The organism is Pseudomonas sp. GNP012 (assembly GCF_054343835.1).
Map to the genome: position 1 here is coordinate 4,745,834 of NZ_JBTGUU010000001.1, position 16,940 is coordinate 4,762,773.

At 61.0% G+C, this 16,940-nt stretch carries 11 protein-coding genes; 4 read left to right on the plus strand and 7 right to left on the minus strand.

Going from position 1 to position 16,940, the window contains the following annotated elements; translation table 11 throughout:
- Positions 1–334: 334 nt before the first annotated feature.
- Complete coding sequence (locus tag ACXX83_RS21465; RefSeq protein WP_217836471.1) at positions 335–2,560, minus strand: calcium-binding protein; 2,226 nt, start codon at positions 2,558–2,560, stop codon at positions 335–337.
- A 452-nt stretch (positions 2,561–3,012) separates the two neighbouring features.
- Here ACXX83_RS21465 and ACXX83_RS21470 point away from each other — a divergent pair, with 452 nt between their 5' ends.
- Positions 3,013–3,291 carry a diguanylate cyclase gene (locus tag ACXX83_RS21470; RefSeq protein WP_458549520.1) on the plus strand — a complete coding sequence of 93 codons (279 nt, stop codon included), beginning with the start codon at positions 3,013–3,015 and terminating at the stop codon, positions 3,289–3,291.
- On the opposite strand, the gene ACXX83_RS21475 is transcribed toward ACXX83_RS21470, so the two are convergent.
- Genes ACXX83_RS21475 through ACXX83_RS21500 form a run of 6 tightly spaced genes read right to left on the minus strand, consistent with a single transcriptional unit; the run spans position 3,278 to position 13,448 of the window.
- Positions 3,278–4,090 (minus strand): YfaP family protein, encoded by an 813-nt coding sequence (locus tag ACXX83_RS21475; protein ID WP_458549521.1) that lies wholly within the window; start codon positions 4,088–4,090, stop codon positions 3,278–3,280. The genes ACXX83_RS21470 and ACXX83_RS21475 overlap by 14 nt on opposite strands.
- Before the next feature lie 3 nt (positions 4,091–4,093).
- Entirely contained in the window at positions 4,094–5,713 is a 1,620-nt protein-coding gene (locus ACXX83_RS21480; RefSeq protein ID WP_458549522.1) for a DUF2300 domain-containing protein, read from the minus strand.
- 1 nt (position 5,714) lies between these two features.
- The gene (locus ACXX83_RS21485; protein WP_458549523.1) at positions 5,715–10,274 is read right to left on the minus strand and encodes an alpha-2-macroglobulin family protein; all 4,560 of its coding nucleotides are present in this window, start codon (positions 10,272–10,274) and stop codon (positions 5,715–5,717) included.
- Complete coding sequence (locus ACXX83_RS21490; protein WP_104451308.1) at positions 10,271–10,909, minus strand: DUF1175 domain-containing protein; 639 nt, start codon at positions 10,907–10,909, stop codon at positions 10,271–10,273. Before ACXX83_RS21490 ends, ACXX83_RS21485 begins: the two co-directional genes overlap by 4 nt.
- The gene (locus ACXX83_RS21495) at positions 10,906–12,618 is read right to left on the minus strand and encodes a DUF2138 domain-containing protein (RefSeq protein WP_458549524.1); all 1,713 of its coding nucleotides are present in this window, start codon (positions 12,616–12,618) and stop codon (positions 10,906–10,908) included. The genes ACXX83_RS21490 and ACXX83_RS21495 overlap by 4 nt, the downstream gene beginning before the upstream one ends.
- Positions 12,619–12,656: 38 nt before the next feature.
- Positions 12,657–13,448 (minus strand): YfaP family protein, encoded by a 792-nt coding sequence (locus tag ACXX83_RS21500; RefSeq protein ID WP_458549525.1) that lies wholly within the window; start codon positions 13,446–13,448, stop codon positions 12,657–12,659.
- Positions 13,449–13,730: 282 nt separating this feature from the next.
- On the opposite strand from ACXX83_RS21500, the gene ACXX83_RS21505 reads away from it, so the two are divergent.
- The 3 genes from ACXX83_RS21505 (at position 13,731) to dxs (ending at position 16,847) form a co-directional block, all read left to right on the plus strand.
- A complete protein-coding gene (locus tag ACXX83_RS21505) occupies positions 13,731–13,973 on the plus strand; it encodes an exodeoxyribonuclease VII small subunit (protein WP_007970180.1) in 243 nt (80 codons plus the stop codon).
- Positions 13,970–14,857 (plus strand): (2E,6E)-farnesyl diphosphate synthase, encoded by an 888-nt coding sequence (ispA, locus tag ACXX83_RS21510; protein ID WP_095965746.1) that lies wholly within the window; start codon positions 13,970–13,972, stop codon positions 14,855–14,857. The genes ACXX83_RS21505 and ispA overlap by 4 nt, the downstream gene beginning before the upstream one ends.
- Before the next feature lie 91 nt (positions 14,858–14,948).
- Positions 14,949–16,847, plus strand: a complete 1,899-nt coding sequence (gene dxs / locus ACXX83_RS21515) for a 1-deoxy-D-xylulose-5-phosphate synthase (RefSeq protein WP_217836478.1) — start codon at positions 14,949–14,951, stop codon at positions 16,845–16,847.
- The last annotated feature ends 93 nt before the right edge of the window (positions 16,848–16,940 follow it).

Sequence of the window (16,940 nt, forward strand, 5' to 3'; positions counted from 1 at the left end):
CCAGTCCCCGAGAAGCCGGCCACAAGCCGGCTTTTTAATGCCCGAAATCCACGTAGGTGTGTGTGTGTGTGGCACCAACGATCTGTGCCGTCCATGGCTCACGCCTATAGCCAGGCAGCCTCACAGAGCGTCTCCGCCCGATTGAGCATCAATTGAGTCGCTTCCTCGGCTTGATCTGGCGGGTACTTGTACATAAAAAATCCGGAACCTGGTTAGGAGGCTCCGGATTTTTCTGCTGATCAAGGATTCAAACTTCCATAACTGAACAGCTTTGATGAAATGGTCAGGGTCGTTCAGAACCTTGGCTCGATGAGGGGCTATTTGCCCCCCACATTCAAAGTATGAAGTCCGAAGTCGAGAGGCTCGTGACGCCGGTGATCTGAATGGCGAACTCGGCGGTGTTGTCCGCATCCGTGTTGCCGTAGAGCACGCCATTGGCAACCTTCAATTGCCCGGCAGCAGTAAAGGCGGTCGTGCTACCGATGATCGCGTAAAAGGCGTCATTGGCGGTCGTGGCGGTGTTGGCATCCAGCGTCGACAGGTCAATCTTGTCGCTACCGCGCACGAAGTCGCTGATGACATCCCAGGTGGAGCTGATCGTCCCTGTCTCCAACAACGAATTGAAGTCGAAAATATCGCTGCCAGCGCCGCCGGTGAGGGTGTCCTTGCCTAGTCCGCCCGTTAACACGTTGGCTGCCGCATCGCCTTTGAGCGTATCGGCGTAGCTGGATCCGGTGAGATTTTCGATGGAGAGGAGGCGATCGACTCCTGCACCGAGTGTATTCTGGGAGGCAGTCTTAATGTTCAGATCGACCTTGACCCCGGAAGCTGCCCCCTCGTAGGTGGCCGTGTCCACGCCGCTACCCCCGTTTATGGTGTCATTGCCAGCCGCACCACGCAGGACGTCATTACCAAGTCCACCACTGAGTGTATCGTCGCCATTGCCACCATCGAGGCTGTTGTTATAGGCATTGCCCACCAGGCGATCGTTCGCGTAACCGCCAATAACGTTTTCGATATTGAGAATTCGATCATCCTCGTAACGGGATGCCTGGACACGCTGCTCGCCCGTGAGGTTGAGATCGACGTTGAGCGTCAATCCCTCTGCTGCGTAGGACAGGGTATCGATGCCCTCACCGCCGTCCAGGAAGTCGTCGCCAAGGCTGCTGATCAGCAAGTCATTACCGGTGCCGCCCGATAACACGTCGTCGCCCAGGCCGCCATTCAGCGTATCGTTACCGACGCCGCCCTTGAGGATGTCATTGTTGTCGCCACCATCGAGCTTGTCGTCGCCAATGCCGCCCTCCAGTGTGTCGTTACCATTGCCACCGAACAAACTATCGTTACCGCTGCCACCCACAAGCAGGTCGTAACTATCGCCCCCCTCCAGGGTGTCAGCGCCGCCTTCGCCGAACAGGCGATCGTGGGACGAGGAGCCAACGAGACGGTTGTTGCCAAGGCCGCCGAACAAATCGCTACTGCCGGTGGCGAACTGATTTGTGTTGGCCGTGCTCGTATTGAGGAGCAGATTGGTCGTTGTCAGGTCGGCAACCGATACTCCCGTGAGCACCAGCTCAGCCGAGTAGCCGCCGTACCTATTTGTGATGACGTCGCCACCTTTGTCGTTCACCGCCTCAACCAAGCGCTTGAGGCTTTCGATATCACTGATCCCGAAACTGCGGACATCGAGCTTGTCCTGCTCCGCGAGACTGAAATCGATGACTCGGGTCGAGTCGTAGTAATTGCTCGCCCGCTGAGCGATGAATACGTCGCTACCAGCCCCGCCGATGAGCTCATCCCTCCCAGTGCCACCGTTCAGGATATCGTTGCCACTACCGCCTTCGAGCACATCTTCATCGGCGCCACCGTTCAGGGTATCGTTGCCGGCACCACCGACCAAAAGGTCATTCCCATTCATGCCGAAGAGGGTGTCATTGCCGCTTTCGCCAAAAAGGCGGTCGCTGGACGAGGAACCTGTAAGCCTGTCATTACCCAACCCTCCGAACAGGTCGCTCCTGGAGGTTGCGGTCAGCGTATCGTCTTTGACGGTCGTATTGAGAAGCACATTGGACGCGTCCAACTCCCCGATCCCGGTGGCCCAAAGATTGTTCAGCGTGGTCTTCGAATAATAACCGTTAGTATTGATTGTGAATAAAAGCTTGTCATCGTAGTTGACTTCAAACAGGCGATTAAGTGTCTCGATGTCGGAGATACCGACCTGACGAAGATCCAGCCGGTCTGCGGATACGTCAAAATCCGTGATGGTTTGCCCTATATAACTGGCTCCACGATTTATGACGAAAGTATCTGCCCCTGCGCCGCCTGTAAGGACGCTATTACTGCTAGTGCCCGCGTCCAGGATATCGTTGCCGTTGCCGCCATCCAGGGCGTCCGACCCACTGCCACCATAGATCGTATCGTTACCATCATTGCCATAAATGCTATCGTCACCCGTTCCGCCATAAATAACTTCGGCGATGTTGGCGCCATAAATTATATCATAGCCGGTGGTTCCATAGATGGTGGACCCGGTTACCGTTTTTCCATTAACTGTTGCCATTTAGACTCTCCTGTCTTTACTGCTAAAAAAGCGGCTTCTGCCACAGGCTAAACTTCAAGCAGTAACTCGAGGCGCAACCAATCCTCGTACATGCTCATGTCAAACTCTTGCTTGGTTTAAAAAATCGGTGCGCATACTATTCTCAATCCGGCTCAACTTGCGTGGTTACAGTCCAAAGCCGACATTGGCGACTAGCCAGGTTCGATCAATAGTCGACTATTAGATGTATCTACGAAACCAAGGGGATTTACTGCGCCCGTTCACAGATGGCTGATGAAAGCTGGGGGGGCGTAGAGGCTTTTTGACTCCATTCCACTACGCCTGACTACCCCGACCTCATTGTTCAGAATGGATCAGCAGCAATTTTTTCGGCTGTTCTCATGCAGTCCCTATGCCGAGATAATATCAAAACGATATTACTAAGGGCATGGACTCTGTCAAGTGGATTACACATGGAGGATAAGTTCAAGGCTGCCTGCCTGCTCAAAGGGGCGGATGAGCAGGAGGCGGTTCAGATTGCTGAACGCATCCGCCAGGCGTTTTCCCGGCTGTCGCTGCTGGAGCCGGGGATGCTCAGTGTCAGTATCGGCGTCGTCACCACCGGCGAGTCGGGCTACGAGCTTTCGAGCCTGCTTTCACAGGCCAATGAAGCGCTGTATGGCGCCAAGGATCACGGGCGCAATCGTGTGCAAACGCTGCGCAAGTTGTACCTCGACCTCACGGATAGCTGAACGACTTCACCAACGTCAACTCCCCCACCGCCCGCATCGGCACCAGGAACGTCTCCATTTTTTCACTCGGCGTCCCCTCCTCGGTAATCACCGTCACCTGCGCGGTGGTCAGTGCTTGCACCGCGTCTTCCTGCCCCTGTTCATCACTGCTGTAGCCGCCACCGAAGTAGTTCACATACACCAGATACTGGCCCTTGATCGGTGCGGGCATGGCGAAGATTTCCGGGCCGTAGCCGGTCGTGACGTCGACGTCGAGCGCTGCGCCGTTGGGGACGATGCGGTCGCCGTACCAGATGTGCGCGCCGTCGGGGGTGATGAGGTGCAGGTCGAGGTCGGTGTTGTCGCTGTCCCATGCCAGTAACACACGTAACTTGGCCGGGGTCGCACCGCCGCTGCTGTTGAGAAATTGCGTGCGGTGACGTTGTTGGCCATCGGGGTTGCGAACTTCGACGCTGTTGCTGCCGTTGGGGAATGAGAACGGGCGATCGAAGCGGCCGGCCGGGTCGATTTTCAGCGGCATGCTCACCCCGTTGACGATCAGCCGGCCGGGCTCTGTGGATTTCGCTGTGGCTTTGATCTGGCCGCTGATGCGTGCGGTGTTGGCCTGCCCTACCGGGGTGTTGACCGACGAAGCCGGGTAGTTGACGACCTGCCGGAAGCTTTCCCCCTCGCCCTCGGGCGCGCCGGTGCGCCAGCCGCCTGCGGGGGTGTCGAGTTTGACGCTGTCCGCCGCCATCACTGATGGCAACGCCAGCAGCGAGCAGAGACACAGCAAGACCTGTGGATAACGGAGTTTCATGGCCTATTCCAGCAAGAGGTGGCGGGCGAGCCCTTCGATGTAGGTTTCATCCTGGCCGTTGGGGTGTGCCTCAAAGGCCAGGTGCAGGTATTCGTGGGTCAGGTCGAGGCGGTCTTGCAGCGTCAGCACGCCACGCACGTAGATACGCTGGCGTTCGCGGTCGACATAGGGGCGTCCGAAGGCCAGGCGGCATACGGCGAAGGTGCTGACTTCGTTGTAGCCGACCTCGCCTTCCAACCGCACACGCCAGCCGCGCCGTTGTTTCTGCAGCCAGTCTTGTGCGGCGGGCAACGCTTCGCAGGACGCGACCGGGTTGTCCCAGCGACTGAGACTGGCGCGTGGGTAGGCGTGCAGCAGAATGGCGTCGTAGCGCTGGCCGGCACGGGCCTGTTCGACGGCTTGCTGCCAGGACAGTTTGTCCGGGCCGGGTTGATCGGAATGATAGGTAACGGTGCTGCCGGCCAGGACCAGGTCGCTGGTCCATGCGGCGATGTCGCGTGACCCGGTCGATGCCGGACGCGGCGCGACCCGCTGACGGTTGCTGCTGTCATCGATGCTCAGGCAATCACCACTGCGCGTGGCGTTTTGCAGCAGGTACGTGCGGATGGCCACCGCGAGGGCTTTGGCGGCCTCGACCGGCTCGGCAGTGGCTTCGCGCTGGAGCACACGGGCGACGTACTCTTCGCGATCCAGCCGGGCGACGAGCTTGTCGTTCAGCAGAAAGAGTTCGCCATCGCTGTGGATATCCAGCGCATTGCCGTTGGCGAATTCGACGCGGTAGTCACCCTGTAACGCCCCGGAGGACACCACACTGCCCTGTGACAGCACACGCCGAAGTGGATAGCGGGAGAACAGATCAACTTCTACGCACTTCCCTGCATCCGCAGGCCAGGCAACAGGAATCACCGTGGACAATGCCTGGGCGTAATCACGCAGTACCCGCTGACTGGTGCCCCGCCCCCCGGCCCAGACCGGTGCACCATCCGCCGTCCAACCGGCAAATCCGCCCTGGCGTGACGTGGCATCCTGATCCGCCAACCAGCTCCAGGTCTTCACCCGCAGGCGGCTTCCGAGTTCGCCGACGACTTGGCCATCAACAGCATTGAGCACCACATCGAGCAACACACGTCGGGCTTGATCCTGTGCCGGCAGCACGGCCAACACCTTCAACAGCTGCGCCACCGAAACCCGGGTAGCCGGTTGCAACGAAGGCAAATCCAGCAACCATGGTGGCGCCTGCCGTGTCTGCCAATAGGCTCGCCAGTCGGCCTCGCGGATGCCCAGTCGCGCGGGTTCGAAATACAGACCGCATGACTTCACCAACGCCTGATCGCGCTCGATCCTGCCGCCCGCCGTGCAGCAATAGACTTCTTCCTTCGAGTGGCCGCGACATTCGTAAGCCGGCTCACGCGCACCGGTATCGACCAGCCAGGCGTAGACGAACAACTTCCACACACTGCCCAGTGGTGTCTGCAAGGTCTGCGGCAGTGGCTCGCGGGCGATCACCTGAGTTCGGCTCAACGACAGTAAATCGCCCTTGAAGGCCAGGCGCAGCAGTTCGTCCTGTGCTGTCGCCAGCACAGGGATCAAACACAGCAGCCACCCCAGCAGCAACCTGTGCACGTCAGTGAACCGTGACCTGGCCAAGGGCTGCCTTTTGTTCCATTGCCTGATGCTGCGGCGCATACACCTGGGTGAATCGCACCGGCGGCAAGTTGAACTGCCCCTTCTGTGAGAAACGTAGCAGATGCCGCAGGCGCAATTCGCCACTCAAGGCATCGATCGGAACGGCGTAAGCCATTTGCCCCGGCTCGAAACGCGCCTTCTCCAGCGATGTCGGTTCGCTGCCAGCCTTGCCCAAGAGCTTGATGCCCCAGGTCGTGCGCTCGACATCGGCGCCCGGTGGCAGCGGCACTTCCAGCAGGCCGTAGCGCAGCGGTCTGGTAGCTTTGCTAGTGACGATCACTTCGTCGAGATAGAGGCTGTCGCTGGACAGCGGCGCGTTGCCGACCGCTTCGAGTTTGAAGGTAAACGCTTCATCCCCCGGCACCAATCGCGACAGGCGACGGGTGATGGTCACGGCCATCGGATCGACCGTCGGCTGCTGGCTCCGGTAGCTCAATGCAGCGCGCAGCGGACGCTCCTGAACCCCGTTCAGCGTCAATACCGCCGGCACTGGCGCAGGCCCTTGCCACGTCCAATACATCTCACCAGAAACCCCGTACTGTTTCTTCCAGCCTTCACCCGGGGCCAATGCAATGGTGGGCGATGCCTGCTCGATGCTGCGTTGCAGCCAGGTGAGCGCCAATGCCCGTTCCAGGGTCGATTGCTGCGGCAACAGGCGTTGCAGCAACGCCTGTGCGTGAGCCTGATCGAAGGGTTGCAGCGACAGGTTCAGCGCTTCGGCAAACGGCTGGGAACTGACCGCCAGACGTTGCTGCGCGTCGGCCAGTTGCCGGTTGAACGCATCCGGCAAAGCGACCTTTGCCTGCCTGGCCAGCGAGGCCGTCAGCACTCGCGCGGCAGCCAGCCCCAATGCGGAGTCCGGATCGCTCATGACGAGGCTGTCTTCACCGTCCTCCATCAGGTTCGCGGCACTGCCCTCACCCGCTTTCGCCAGATCGTCCATCAGGCCACTGAGCAAGGTGTTGACCGGCAACTGCATCTGCCTGGCGAACGACAGGATCAGCGCCCGCTGCAGCAGCGGCGTGTTGTTCGCCTGTTTGGCGTAGACCTCCAGCACCCGCTGCCAGTGCTCCGGCGGCAGGCTCAGGTCCAGCACCCGGCTGGCGTGCCAGTCGGCGAAATAGGCGTAGGCGGTGAGAAACGCGTCCGGCTCGCCGTCCATGCCCCACCAGGTGAAGCTCGCCGAAGGACCGGCCATTTGTACCAGGCGCAGGCGACTGTTTTGCATGATCAGGCGCAAGCGATCGCGGATCTGCGGATTCGCCGCCAGCGTCGGGTAGGCAATGCTCAACGGCAACAGGCGACTGGCGGTCTGCTCGACGCCACCGTAGGGGTAGCTCAACAGGTCGTCGAGGGCCGAACGGAACAACGCTTGCGGACTGTCATCCAGGCGCAGGCGAATATCGGTCGCGTCTGCCGGCAGAGACAGTGGTGTATCGCCGCTGCTCACATCGAGACTCTGCGATTGCGTCACCCGCCAGCCTTCACCGGTCGCGCTCAGGTGCACCGTCAACGCGTCAGCAGTTTTGCCGTCCTGCACCAACTCGGCGCTCCACTCGCCATTGGCCAGTTCAAACGCCGGCAACGGGATGTAGTTGATGCCGCTGTTCAGGGTGACAGGTAGGCGCTGTTCGTTGCCGGCGTAACGGGTCACCAGTTCGGCCTTGACCGGTTTCTCGGCCTGACTGAAGGCGAACACACCGAGGTCCGGTTTGTCGCCAACGCGGAATCGGCTCGGCCCGCTCCACTTCAGGTACAGCGGTTTTTCCGAGCGTACGAATTGCTTCTTCTGCCCGACCTGACCGTCATCGGCGATGGCCCTGGCGGTGATGCGCCAGCGGGTCAGTGAGTCGGGCATCTTGAAGGTGAAACGGGTTTTGCCGTTGGCGTCGGTCAGCAATTCTGGCTGCCACGTCGCCGTGTCGACGTCCTCGCGACGCGGCCGCTCCAGCACCTTCACGCCGCGCTCACTGCGATTGGCTTTGCCAGGTGCACCGGGGCTGCCCGGCAAGGCGACGTCATAACTGATGAACGACAAACTGGCGCTGGTGCGCACGTTGTTGCGCCGAGGGTGATAGAAGAACTGGTCGATGCTCGGCGCCACTTCCGGTTGCAGCGCGTAGACCATTTCATCGACCACGCTGACTGTCAGGTGCGCCGGGATCGGCTTACCGGCAAATTGAGTCGTCAGGTCCACCGAAACGGTTTCGCCCGGCTGATAGGTATCTTTATCGGTGGCGATGGCCACGTCGATCTGTGGCGTTACTACCTTGATGCCGGCGTTCTGGAAACTGTACTGGCCGCCCTTGGTGTACAGCACCGAGAAGGTCAGGTTCGGCGCGAAGCCGTCCTTCACCGGGATGCGCGCACGGTATTGGGTATCGCTGAGTTTTTCCGTCTTCAGCCAGTCACCGCCCCTGGACAGCAGCGCGGTCGCCTCGACCTTGTCCCGCTCCAGCGACAACAAGGCATCGTTGACCGGTTCCGGGAAAGTAATCAGCGCCAGCGCTTCATCGCCGGTGATGTACTCGGGCTTGTCGAGGACGATTTCCACGGTACCGGGTACGGCTTTGACACCTTCGCCGGTGACCGAATGCCCGGTGGCGCCGACCACGCGACCGTGGTCATCCTTGAGTGTCAGGTTGTAGGTGCCTGGCCGGTCAAAGGCCAGGGTGAAACCTTTGTCGGTTGCCGTGAGTTTGCCTTCGCCGCTGCTCTGGTCTTCCAGACGTACCCAGCCGTAGCTGCCCGGTGTAACGGCTTGCGCCTGCTCGCCTTCGCGGGTGTAGCTGAACGCAACCTTGTCGCCCACCGCGCTGAAGCGTCGGGGCGCGCTCAAGCGGAAGTTCGCCGCGCCACGGTCGATGAGGATTTCCTTGGTGGTCTTGACCCGATACCCCGCGCCGTCGCTGGCGAATACGGTCAGCATGTAGCGACTCGGCTTGTCGGCGGCGGGCAGGTCGAGCGTTGCATTACCCTTGGCGTCGGTGCTCAGTTCGGTACTGGTCAGCTCCACCGGAAATTGCCCGAGGTATTGCAGTTCGTTGTCGACCATCGACAGCTGTTGGGCGCGCAGGCTCAGGCTCAATTTCGCATTGGCCACCGGTTTGCCGTCCGGGTACAGCAGCACCAGGTTGCCCTTGACCGGCTCGCCGGTGCGGTAATCCTGCTTGGCCAGATTGAGCGAAATCTCGAAGTGCGGCTTGATGTATTCAGCGACGCGGAAGGCGCTGCTGTAGGTCTGGTCCTTGTAGCTGAAACGCAGTTCATAACCACCGGCCACGGCATTGTCCGGCAACTGGAAGCGGCCTTGGGTGCCGGCCCTGGAGTCGAGCTTCAGATCGAGGGATTGCAGCGCCGTGCCGGTGGCATCGAGCACGCTCACATTGACGTCGGCAGCGCTTGGCTGCACCGAGTCCCGCGCGTTCTTGAATTCACGTCCGACGATTTTCAGCGACACCCAATCCCCCGGCCGATACAGCGGCCGGTCGGTGAAGGCATAGAGCTTGGTGTCGTAGATTTCGCTGTCGTAGTAGAAGTTCTCGGAGACGAACACTCCGCCCTCTTCGTCTTCGCCGATCACGAAGGAACGCTCGGGGCTGACGTGTTTCAAGCGCAGCAAGCCGTCGCTATCCGTGGCGCCGCTGCTCATCACACCCAGGCCGTCGGTCCACAGCACATTGACCTTCGGCACCGAGCTGCCTTCGTGTTTGCGCGCGGCCCACACCAGCAATTCGTCACCGGCAATCTTGCTCACCGCCACGGTGTTGGAGACGAACACCATGGTGGTCGCGCGGTACTTGCCGATCAGCGCTTCCACCAGATAAAGACCCGGTTTGAGAGTGCCCAACGGGATGTACACATTGCCCGGTGCGACACTGACAAACTCGCTGGAAGATCCGGCCAGGTTCACCCCCGCCGGTGGCTGGATCGGCTTGGCCTGCCACAACGGGTAACGGAACTGGCTGACCACCGGCAAGCCCGGTATCAACGCGAATTGCGGCTGTGCATCGTAGGGCGTTGGCGTGGCCATCGCATTGCCCATCTTCAGTTCCGGCACTTCCTCGGTGACTTGTTTACGCGACTCGTAGGAAAACGCCCGCTGCATCACCCGGCGGGATTTGCGATACCAGTTGTCCCACAGGTACGCGAGGGTGTTGGACAGACCTTCACCCTTGAACTGGCCATCGCTGACCACCCGATGCAGATTCTTCTGGCGCTTGAGGAAGTCCAGCGGCTTGTCGATGCGATACACCCGAATGTCCGCGCCGCCATAGGGTTCCATGCGAAACCGGCGATAGTCGCGGCCCGGCGCTTCAAGGCGCACCATCGCCGGCTCATCGCTGGCGAAACTGCTGTCGGCCAGCAGGAAAAAACTCTCGCCGGCTACAGGCGCATAGCCGCTGGCCGGGACCGAGTCATCGGCGTTAACCACCGAGAGTGGCAGCATCCACACCAACATCAGAGACAGAAAACGCAGCATGCGGGCACCGGTCATTGGGAGAGAAAATTCAGTCGATAGACGCCGATGAAGTTGGGGTTGGCTGCGTCGGGTATCCATCGGGTGTCCTTCCATGTCATGAGTTGCTGCAGGCTTGCCGAACGCATGCCGTTGTCGGTGGGTGTGGTGGTGCCGGTGTGATAGGCGATGTAGCGGCCCATCCAGATCATCAGGTGCTGGTCGTCGCCCTGATCGAAAAACATCAGGTCGCCAGGGCGTGCCTGTGACACATCACGGCTGACCAGATGGCTGTTGAACTGGATCAATTTGATCGCGTTGACGTACGGCCCGACCTTGCCGCCGCCCTGCTGCCATTGCTGGGCGAGACCGCGCTGGGCGTCGCTCAATTGCAGCTCCGGCGGCAGGTAGCGATTGGACAGGCCATTGCTGCGCAGCCATTTGTCGTCATGGACTTTCAGCGCTTCATTGGCGGCGAAGCGCACCAGCCCGGCGCAATCCTGCTGATACCAGCGAGGGCTCGGGCCCTGGCTCAGTTGCTCCTGGGCGATGCGCACGAACCAGGCACGAAACACCTGGGATTGCTGCGGGTCGAGCGATGGTGCCTCGACAGCGCGGGCACCTGCGCTCAGCAACAACGCCAGCAGACCGAGACTGCGGATCAATGCCGTCACAGCGCTTTCCACTCCAGCGGCAGCCACTGCCAGTGGCCGTCTGGCTCGCTGCCTTCAGGTAAGGTCAGAGCGTATTTGCCATAGCCACCGAGCGTGCGCAGCTTCGGAATCAGGAAGGTTTGCGCGGCGTTGTAGAACACCGGTTCCATGTCCTGGGGCAGGCTGTCGAGGGTTTCCTGCTGCATCAGTTGCGCCATGGAATCGGGACCGAAATAGACTGGCATCAGCAAATCCTTGGGCACAACGTCGGCTATCGGCGGGAAGCGTTTGTCGAGGGTGCCGAGAGCCTTGTCCACCAGCTTGTCGTCGAGGGAAAACAGCAACGTAGAACCATGCCGCGCCAGGCTGACTTTCATGAACGCCTTGCCGGTGATGGCATCGGGATCTTGAGCTTCCCTGGCCGAATAGGGACCGAAACTGGAGCTGACCTGACGTTGCCATTGATGGCTCTGGCCTTCCTGTTTTTCCACCACCGGGAAGGCACCGTCCTCGACATTGCTCTCGTGCGCACCGACCATCGAGCCGAACAGCTTGCCCAGATCCCCATCGAGTTTGCCGCCGTCGTCATCGTTGAGGCTGGCCACCAGCAAGGGCGTGTACAACCGCGAATCGGCATACCAGCACAGCCCCGCCGCGCCGGCCATGTGTTCGGTCAGTGCCTGGGCCACCTTCTCCTCGGCACCGAGTTTCACCAGCAGCGGTTTCTGTTGTTCGGCAGCCAGTGGCAACGCTACGCAAGCGCTGGCCCCCATGGGCATGGCTTGCCAGATCGGCTTGAAATCGAAATCCGGCTGATTCTCCAGTTCATCCATGGCCAGGAAGCTGTGCCAGCCTTTGTCGTCCATGTCGAAACGCAGGCCGGCGAAGTTCGGAATGAAGCGCTGGTAACCCATGGCCAGCACGCTGGCATTCACCGACAGGCGTTGTTTCACCTGCGGCGCACGAGGTGGCAGGCCGAAGGCTTCGGGAAACAGTTTTTCGCCATTGAGCAGCGCAGCAACCGCCGTGGTCGATACGCTGCCCGGTTCCTCCATTGCACCGCTTTGCGGATCGTAGAGTTTCGCCGGATTGGACAGCACCACCAGTTTGTCGCCATGGGATGCGAACAACAGCGCCTTGCTGGCGTTGTAACTGAGCTGATAGAGCGGCACGTCTTCACTGCCAACCTTCACCTCAGCGACCTTGCTCAGCTGCGAGTCGTCCAGCGCGACTTTGGCCAACGGTTCCAGCACCTTGGCCAGTCCGCCGCGATCCATCACCAGCAGGAAATCCTTGAGCCGCCCGTCCGCCCCGCGCCACAACGCTACGTCGGCAGGCTGGTCGAACAGTTGCTCGATCAGGGTGTCCTGCAACTTCAGGTCATGCTCGTAGATGATCCGCCGCAGACTGCCGATCAGGCCGAGGCGATCGGCGTGGGTTTCGTAGTAGAAGACGAAATCTTCGGTCAGGGTTTCCTTGAGGAAGGGCACCGCGAGCAGGTCTTTGGGCAATTGGCTCAAGGAATGGGTTTCCAGCAAACCATCCGGGCGACCCATACCCAGTTTGTCACTGGCCAACTCAGGCGCCGGCGCCTTGGGTTTGTGCATGAGCCACCCCAACCCACCGGCCACGCCAGCGACCAGGCATATTCCGATCAGCAGCGTCGGCCAATGCAGGGAAGGTTTGGCCGCGGGTGCGCCAGCGGCCGGAGTAACAGTGCTATCACTCATGTTCACAAAACCCGATGTTCATCCGTGGAGCGGGATGCTTAATAGTTGAAAGTCTTGACCAGCAACAGGTCGCCGATTGCACGCAGGGGCACGATGAAGGTCTCGCGTTTTTCATCGACGGTGTTTTCGTTGAGCACCAGGTTGATCTGCGAGGTAATCACCTCGTTCTGGTTGCCGGTCTCATCGAAGTTATAGCCGCCGCTGCCGAAGTTGCCCCAATAGTTCACGTAAACCAGATAGGTGCCGCGCAGCGACGCGGTCATGGTGAACATCTCCGGACCCGGGCCATCGACGCCGTCAGGGTCGAGGCCGCCGCCATTGGTCAGCGCCGAGTGCGCCCAGAAAGCGTGCTGGCCGTCGGGGGTAATGATGTGCAAATCGAGTTCGGCCTTCGGGTCGTCCCAGCCCAGCACCACACGAATCCGCGCCGGGGTCCGCAGGTTGTTGGCTTCATAGAATTGAACGCGCTTGAGCGACTGGCCTTCAACGCTACGCACTTCGACGCTGTTGGAACCGGCGCCGAACGCATAGGGCCGGGCGAAACGGCCCTGGTCGTCGGTGTACAGATTCAAGGGATTGCCGTTGACCGCCAGCGTGTGCGGCCCACGCTGAGTGCCGAGGGCCTTGAGTTGGCCTTCGATCATCGTGCGATTGCGCTGCACGCCCCGGTCGATGGGCGGCGTGGGATAGGCGACTTGCGGGTTTTCCGTGCGATCCAGCAAACCGTTGTAGCGCCAGCCGCCCACCGGTTCCGACAACCCGGCATTCGGCGCGGCCAGAATCGAGGGCGCGATAGACAGCCCGATCAGCAGCAAAAGAAATAAGCGCATGCGACGCCTCCTGCCATGCATGACGAAACCTTGCGCCTGATCCTGGGCGCGTTACAGATGGGAATACTGCGTTTCGTCTGAAAGACCCGTGACTGCCAGGTCGTATAGGGCTCGAAGGTTAGCCATTCGGGTGTTTTTTAACAATCGGATTGCTTCGAAATTGCGGTGGGAATCACGATAACCCGGCAACTCCTACGGGGGCGTGCGTCGTCTGTGAGTTTGCCCATAAACCCCCTATCTGCTAGTGTCGCGCCGGTTTAACGTCAACCGGAAATCGCCGCCATGGCCCGCAAAAAAGCTGCACTGGATTTCGAACAGTCCCTCGCCGACCTGCAAACGCTGGTGGAGCGTCTGGAGAATGGCGAATTGTCGCTGGAGGACTCGCTGGCCGCTTTCGAGCAAGGCATCGGTCTGACCCGCGATTGCCAGGCGGCGCTGGCCCAGGCCGAGCAAAAGGTTCAGGTACTGCTCGAGCGTGATGGCGAGTTGGCCGAGGAACCCTTCGACGCGGATCAGCCAGAATGATTGCAGCGTACTCGGCCACCAGCCAGGCCCGCGTCAATGCGGCGCTGGAAACCCTGTTCACGGCACCAGGCCCCGAGTTGGCGCGGCTTTACGAAGCCATGCGCTACAGCGTGATGAATGGCGGCAAACGCGTGCGCCCCCTGCTGGCCTACGCCGCGTGTGAAGCGTTGGGCGGCAAGCCTGAGCAAGCCAACGGTGCCGCCTGTGCGGTGGAGCTGATCCACGCCTATTCACTGGTGCATGACGATTTGCCGGCCATGGACGATGACGATCTGCGTCGCGGCCAGCCCACCACCCACAAGAAATTCGATGAAGCCTGCGCGATTCTCGCCGGCGACGGCTTGCAGAGCCTGGCCTTCAGCGCCCTGCTAGACCCGCGCCTGAGCACGTCGGATGCCGAAATCCGCCTGCAAATGGTCAGCGCCCTGGCACTGGCGGCGGGCCCGGCAGGCATGGTCGGCGGTCAGGCCATCGACCTCGGTTCGGTCGGCCTGAAGCTTGACCAGAAAGCCCTGGAATACATGCACCGGCACAAGACCGGTGCGCTGATCGAAGCCAGCGTCAAACTCGGCGCCCTGGCCAGCGGTCGTGCCGAGAAAGACGAACTCAAGTCCCTGCAGACTTATGCACAGGCCATCGGCCTGGCATTCCAGGTCCAGGACGACATTCTCGACGTCGAAAGCGATACCGCCACCCTCGGCAAACGCCAGGGCGCGGACATTGCCCGGGACAAGCCGACCTACCCGGCCCTGCTCGGCCTCGACGCCGCCAAGGCCTATGCCCTGGAGTTGCGCGACCAGGCCCTGCACGCCCTGCGACCGTTTGACGCGGCGGCCGAGCCGTTGCGGGATCTGGCCCGGTATATCGTCGATCGCCGCAGTTGAAGGCGAATCCGCCAAAAAAGACCAACGCGTGGGCAGGGGGCGAAGCATCAGGTAAACTGCCGCATCTTTTATACCTATAACGATTCGCCTGATGCCCACGACGTTTCATGAGATTCCCCGCAAGCGCCCGACCACGCCCCTGCTCGACCGCGCGAACACGCCGGACGGCCTGCGCCGGTTAGGCGAAGCCGAGCTGGAAACCCTGGCCGATGAGTTGCGCCTGGAATTGCTCTACACGGTCGGTCAGACCGGTGGGCATTTCGGTGCAGGCCTGGGCGTGATCGAGCTGACCATCGCGCTGCATTACGTCTTCGACACCCCGGACGACCGGCTGGTGTGGGACGTGGGGCATCAGGCTTATCCGCACAAGATCCTCACCGGTCGTCGCGAGCGCATGGGCACCCTACGCCAGAAGGACGGTGTCGCTGCCTTCCCGCGCCGTTCCGAGAGCGAATACGATACTTTTGGCGTCGGCCACTCCAGCACCTCGATCAGTGCCGCGCTGGGCATGGCGATTGCCGCCCGTCTGCAGAACAGCGAGCGCAAGGCCATCGCGGTGATCGGCGACGGCGCGTTGACCGCGGGCATGGCGTTCGAAGCGCTGAACCACGCGCCGGAAGTGGACGCCAACATGTTGGTGATCCTAAACGACAACGACATGTCGATCTCGCGCAACGTCGGCGGCTTGTCGAACTATCTGGCAAAGATCCTTTCCAGTCGCACCTACGCGAGCATGCGCGAAGGCAGCAAAAAAGTGCTGTCGCGCCTGCCCGGTGCCTGGGAAATCGCTCGCCGCACCGAAGAATACGCCAAAGGCATGCTGGTTCCCGGCACGCTGTTCGAAGAGCTGGGCTGGAACTACATCGGCCCGATCGATGGCCACGACCTGCCGACCCTGATCGCCACCCTGCGCAACATGCGCGACCTGAAAGGTCCGCAGTTCCTGCACGTCGTCACCAAGAAGGGTAAAGGTTTCGCCCCGGCGGAAGTCGACCCGATCGGTTACCACGCCATCACCAAACTCGAACCGCTGGACGCCCCGGCCACCGCGCCGAAAAAGGCCAGCGGGCCGAAATATTCAGGTGTGTTCGGCGAATGGCTGTGCGACATGGCGGCTGCCGATCCGCGCCTGGTCGGGATTACCCCGGCAATGAAGGAAGGCTCTGACCTGGTCGCGTTCAGCGAACGTTTCCCGCTGCGCTACTTCGACGTGGCCATCGCCGAGCAACACGCCGTGACCCTCGCGGCCGGCATGGCCTGCGAAGGCGCCAAACCCGTAGTGGCCATCTATTCAACCTTCCTGCAGCGCGGCTACGACCAGCTGGTGCATGACGTCGCCGTGCAGAATCTCGACGTGCTGTTCGCCATCGACCGTGCAGGCCTGGTGGGCGAAGACGGTCCGACCCACGCCGGCAGCTTCGATTTGTCGTTCCTGCGCTGCATCCCCGGCATGCTGGTGATGACCCCGAGCGATGAAAACGAGCTGCGCAAGATGCTCACCACCGGTCACCTGTACGAAGGCCCGGCGGCTGTGCGTTATCCACGCGGTAATGGTCCGAACGCGACCATCGAGAAAGACCTCGAACCGATCGAGATCGGCAAAGGCGTCGTCCGCCGCCAGGGCAGCAAAGTCGCCCTGCTGGTGTTCGGCGTGCAACTGGCCGAAGCCCTGAAAGTCGCCGAGACGCTGGATGCGACCGTGGTCGACATGCGTTTCGTCAAGCCGCTGGATGAAGCGCTGGTGCGCGAAATCGCCGGCAGCCACGAGCTGCTGGTCACTGTCGAAGAAAACGCGATCATGGGCGGCGCCGGTGGCGCGGTCAGCGAATTCCTCGCCCGGGAAAACATCCTCAAGTCGATGCTGCACCTGGGCTTGCCGGACATCTACGTCGAGCACGCCAAGCCTGCGCAAATGCTGGCCGAGTGCGGGCTGGATGAAGCCGGGATCGAGGCTTCGATCCGCGAGCGCCTGCAACTGCTCAACATCTAAACGCAAAACCCTGTGGGAGCGGGCTTGCCCGCGAAGAGGCCGGTATATCCAACATCAATGTTGGCTGTACCGACGCCTTCGCGAGCAAGCCCG

Coding starts and splice junctions, on each gene's coding strand:
- ACXX83_RS21465 (WP_217836471.1), bottom strand. CDS start 2,560: ATGGCAACAGTTAATGGAAAAACGGTAACCGGGTCCACCATCTATGGA.
- ACXX83_RS21470 (WP_458549520.1), top strand. CDS start 3,013: ATGGAGGATAAGTTCAAGGCTGCCTGCCTGCTCAAAGGGGCGGATGAG.
- ACXX83_RS21475 (WP_458549521.1), bottom strand. CDS start 4,090: ATGAAACTCCGTTATCCACAGGTCTTGCTGTGTCTCTGCTCGCTGCTG.
- ACXX83_RS21485 (WP_458549523.1), bottom strand. CDS start 10,274: ATGACCGGTGCCCGCATGCTGCGTTTTCTGTCTCTGATGTTGGTGTGG.
- ACXX83_RS21495 (WP_458549524.1), bottom strand. CDS start 12,618: ATGAGTGATAGCACTGTTACTCCGGCCGCTGGCGCACCCGCGGCCAAA.
- ACXX83_RS21500 (WP_458549525.1), bottom strand. CDS start 13,448: ATGCGCTTATTTCTTTTGCTGCTGATCGGGCTGTCTATCGCGCCCTCG.
- ACXX83_RS21505 (WP_007970180.1), top strand. CDS start 13,731: ATGGCCCGCAAAAAAGCTGCACTGGATTTCGAACAGTCCCTCGCCGAC.
- ispA (WP_095965746.1), top strand. CDS start 13,970: ATGATTGCAGCGTACTCGGCCACCAGCCAGGCCCGCGTCAATGCGGCG.
- dxs (WP_217836478.1), top strand. CDS start 14,949: ATGCCCACGACGTTTCATGAGATTCCCCGCAAGCGCCCGACCACGCCC.